The 3936-nt window shown below is 36.6% G+C and carries 4 protein-coding genes, 1 tRNA gene and 2 pseudogenes; 2 read left to right on the top strand and 5 right to left on the bottom strand.

Annotated features, from left to right (window positions below; all coding sequences use genetic code 11):
• Window positions 1–363: 363 nt before the first annotated feature.
• The 3 genes from GO685_RS03860 to GO685_RS03850 all read right to left on the bottom strand — a co-directional run bounded on the left by GO685_RS03860 (window position 364) and on the right by GO685_RS03850 (window position 1490).
• Entirely contained in the window at window positions 364–753 is a 390-nt protein-coding gene (locus GO685_RS03860; RefSeq protein ID WP_175937646.1) for a hypothetical protein, read from the bottom strand.
• Window positions 754–856: 103 nt separating this feature from the next.
• The gene (locus GO685_RS05800) at window positions 857–1153 is read right to left on the bottom strand and encodes a hypothetical protein (protein ID WP_343033214.1); all 297 of its coding nucleotides are present in this window, start codon (window positions 1151–1153) and stop codon (window positions 857–859) included.
• 253 nt (window positions 1154–1406) lie between these two features.
• Window positions 1407–1490 (bottom strand) — tRNA-Leu (locus GO685_RS03850).
• Window positions 1491–1552: 62 nt separating this feature from the next.
• Between GO685_RS03850 and tldD the strand changes: the two genes are divergently transcribed.
• A complete protein-coding gene (gene tldD / locus GO685_RS03845; protein ID WP_175937645.1) occupies window positions 1553–2980 on the top strand; it encodes a metalloprotease TldD in 1428 nt (475 codons plus the stop codon).
• Window positions 2981–3022: 42 nt separating this feature from the next.
• Here tldD and GO685_RS03840 read toward each other — a convergent pair.
• A pseudogene (locus GO685_RS03840) lies at window positions 3023–3182 on the bottom strand (IS66 family transposase); the annotation flags it as partial.
• 33 nt (window positions 3183–3215) lie between these two features.
• A pseudogene (locus GO685_RS03835) lies at window positions 3216–3410 on the bottom strand (IS4 family transposase); the annotation flags it as partial.
• 178 nt (window positions 3411–3588) lie between these two features.
• Between GO685_RS03835 and GO685_RS03825 the strand changes: the two are divergent.
• Window positions 3589–3825 (top strand): type II toxin-antitoxin system RelE family toxin, encoded by a 237-nt coding sequence (locus GO685_RS03825; protein ID WP_246226419.1) that lies wholly within the window; start codon window positions 3589–3591, stop codon window positions 3823–3825.
• Window positions 3826–3936 lie beyond the last annotated feature (111 nt).

Genomic DNA, 3936 nt, shown 5'->3' with positions numbered 1-3936 from the left:
TAAAAAAACGCCAATATTATAGGATAGATAGTAAATAACTAGCTACCGGGGTTTCTTTTGCTGTTTTTTCTGTTTAGTAAATTTTTTAAACGTTTGCAGCTAAGGTTAGTTGCATTAAAAAGCAGCTAAGTCGCATTCATCAAACGTTTAGAATAAAAAAAACGCCGATATTTCGACACAAAAGTAAATAATTAGCCGCCATGGGGCTTCTTTTGTCTTTTTTTCTCATTTGGAAATTTCTTAAATATTTATTATTAAAGTAGTATCCTGGATCCCATTGTCGAGCACTGGGATGACAAAAAAGGGGCTACTTGGATGCATCCTCTTGGCAGGCTCAAATCACAATGTTCGTGCAGTTGTGGCTTATATTTTTGTAATACTAATTACGTTGAACTCTCTCGAATAGCTCCCTTCGGTTGGAGTTATATTAAATACTAATTCTTTTCCATCTGAAGACAAAGTTCCATTATCTACCCTATAGTTATTCACATGACAACCGCTGCTGTCCTCTATTCTTTCTTCTATTTTTAAAGATTTGAGATCAAGGACAATATCTTTATGCATGTTCTCATTCGGACCTATATATTCATATAGGTTCTTAAATACCAAGTTCTCATGTTCATCACGTTCTACTATATATGTGCTAAGATCTGTAAGATCTGGACTATCCTTATTATATTCAGATACTACATAATAAGCACTATCCTCGAAAAATCCTGAATAGTCATCGGAAAAATTTATAAAGTCTGTCATAATATTCGCCTTTTGTTATTAAACTATTAATATGGTAACTGATATTCCTGTATAAGTCAAGTAAGTTAATTTATTAGTATTTTTGGCGATCAGGCTCCAGCCATCACACCACTTGGAGATTTCCCCCTTTGCTCAATTCTTTTACCTTTGGCTCGCTGATCATAGTCCGGACGATATTGGCTGCCATAGCAGCACAACCCAAAATGGAAAAAGTAATAGAAACAAAAGAAATAATAGGAGATTCAAAAGGTAATACAGGTATAATTCCCCCTATTAAAAATGAAGCGCTAGATGCAATATTAATATGGATCTCTGTTAGCTTTTCTTGTCCTGGGGTGTTTTCTACGCCAAGCTGATTATTAAGATTGCATTTTCGAAAGTGGTCAACATATGACCACATATTCAAATCGAGTGAAACTATACTCAGTACAATACTCAAAGCAGTAGAGTGCAAATTTAAGCTAGGAACATCAAAAACTAGTGTGCTATATACCCAATAAAAGAAGCAATGGATAGCGTGGTAACTAGGCGTTTTGAGTAAGTTCTTATTTTTTTCATATCGGCAAGTTCCTCTTTCTCACGACTCATAAACTTAAGCATAATTAATACATTATGGCATTAATTCGTTCAAAAAACAATATGTAAGTTAAGAGTGCCCGAGAGAAGACTTGAACTTCCACAACTGAAAAGTTACTAGCACCTGAAGCTAGCGCGTCTACCAATTCCGCCACCCGGGCTTTTTGTAGTTTACTATGTTAAAGTTAAATAATATACTTGAGCAATTTTTAGTTCAAAGGTAATGTCGGACAATTTAAACTTAGATCAAATATTTTTTGCTCAAAACAATGTTAATATTAATAACGTATATAAAATAGTCAACCATGCTTTGAGCAATAGCGACGGCGGTGAGCTATTTTTAGAGTTTTGTCAGTCAGAGTCTCTGGTTTTCGATGATAACATATTGAAACACATGGATTTGAATACCAGAAGGGGATTTGGCCTGAGGTCTTTTTGCGAGGACAGCACATCTTTTGTTTGTTCTTCTGAGATTAGCGAAAAAGAAATTAGTAACGCTGCTTCTATAGTTAAAAGCTCAGTGTCTTTGAACAAAACAAATTCAATAAGCTTAAGCAAAGAGACAAAAAACCTATATTCGAAAACTAACCCCATAAATGAAATAGATCTAAGCTCAAAAATTAAACTGCTCAACGAGGTTAATGAGTATGTAAGATCCAAAAATAACTGCGTGAAGCAAGTAAAAATAACTCTAAGTGGAGAATGGCAAGTCGTACAAATAATAAAAGGTGATCACAGATTAAGCGATATTAGGCCTTTAGTACGTTTTAATGTGCTGGTTATCGTAGAGAAAGATGGTCGCACCGAAAGAGGTTCTGCAGGACACGGTGGACGGGATTCTTATAGTAAGTTTATTTCTGGGAAAAAGTGGAAGGAAGTTGCAAACCAGGCTTTAGAACAGGCATTAGTAAATTTCGAAGCAGTTCCAACTCCGGCTGGGGAGATGACAGTTGTTCTAGGTTCGGGCTGGCCAGGAGTGTTGTTACATGAAGCTGTTGGTCATGGACTCGAAGGCGATTTTAATCGTAAAAGAGTCTCAGCATTTTCAAATTCTATTGGTAAACAAGTAGCAGCTAGTGGCATCACAGTAGCTGATGATGGAACTCTGCCTAATTTGCGTGGTTCTATTAGCATAGATGATGAAGGTACTCCTTCTGGTTATAATGTGTTGATAGAAGATGGGATTCTCAAGGGATATATGCAGGATCATATGAATGCTAAACTCATGGGTGTAAACCCAACTGGTAATGGTAGAAGGGAGAGTTATAAGGAAGTTACTATGCCGCGCATGACGAACACCTATATGTTGCCAGGGAAACATACACCAGAAGAGATAATATCTAGCGTAAAGAAAGGTCTATATGCAGTAAATTTTGGTGGCGGGCAGGTTGATATAACGTCAGGAAAATTTGTTTTTTCATCTTCAGAAGCTTATTTGATAGAAAATGGTAAAATTACACAGCCAGTCAAAGGAGCAACGCTAATTGGTGACGGGCCAACAGTGCTGAAAAAAGTATCCATGGTTGGCAATGACTTAAAGCTAGATCCCGGTATTGGTACATGTTCGAAAGATGGACAAAATGTGCCTGTTGGAGTTGGTCAACCAACACTCAAAGTTGATGCAATTACGGTAGGCGGAACTGAGTTATAAGTTGGTGGTATTGGCCTGGTAGTATCCATTCAGGGGAGAGGTTTAAGAAACGATAGATAAGAGGCTGTGGAAAGGATTTAGCTCCTTTTGTTTCCATGTTAAGTATAACGAAATTATCCGCTCGAGGAATATATTTCCTCGCTCCGATTGTGTAAAATATGAGTTTTTGCGGTAAATGCCGTATCTGCCGCTTGGCATGGTTGGTGGGAGTGTTAAATAAACCATACGCGTCAAGTTAAGAGATTGTGAGCAAATTTAGAGAAGTTAAGGTTGATACCCTAGTTTTTCTGTACTTGTCTTTTAATGAAAATTGTGACCAAGTTATAGTAAGTTTTTTAAGAAAAACTTTTAAACTATTAATTTTATTATTTAGTGCTAAAAATAACTCTCTAATTCGCCTTTTTAGCTCAATAAACGCCTTTGCTAAACTAGTTGAGCTCACTAAGCAGCCCGCTCAAGAACTAGCAGAAAGGCTATTCAAAAAAGCAATAGAGTGTGAAGAGGAGGATTTCTTATTATCTGTGGTTGCTGACCAATATGATATTGAAAATGCAGAAACAGTTGATTTCAAAGACGTTAAGTGGAGATGTTGATCATAAAGACGCCAAGTGAACTACGAAATCAAATTTTTAAGGAATGTTACTGAAGAAGATCTTCCAGCTTTATCGGTAAAAATAGAATCAAGAATAAAGAAAGCAATACAGGAACGTCTTACAGTAGATCCATTGAATCTTGGCGAGCCTTTACAACACAGCTTTAAGGGGTTTAGAAGACTAAGAGTTGGTGATTATGTATTCCGTAGACGCCAAAAAATACGAAGTAACCATAATCACACTGGGGCATAGAGATAACTTTTACAAGAAAGCTCTAGTCTCTGTGAACAAAATTTTAGAGAAGCCATATGAGAGAACCAACGAAGTTTAAAAAACCCATAAAAACCTCAGCAGTCTTGTCAA

Origin of the sequence: Wolbachia endosymbiont of Madathamugadia hiepei, assembly GCF_013366855.1 — a bacterium.
Taxonomy (GTDB): Bacteria; Pseudomonadota; Alphaproteobacteria; order Rickettsiales; family Anaplasmataceae; genus Wolbachia.
Note: the sequence above shows the minus strand (reverse complement) of the source record. Positions and strands in the feature narration are given on the sequence as shown.

Coding starts and splice junctions, on each gene's coding strand:
- GO685_RS05800 (WP_343033214.1), bottom strand. CDS start 1,153: ATGTGGTCATATGTTGACCACTTTCGAAAATGCAATCTTAATAATCAG.
- tldD (WP_175937645.1), top strand. CDS start 1,553: ATGTCGGACAATTTAAACTTAGATCAAATATTTTTTGCTCAAAACAAT.
- GO685_RS03860 (WP_175937646.1), bottom strand. CDS start 753: ATGACAGACTTTATAAATTTTTCCGATGACTATTCAGGATTTTTCGAG.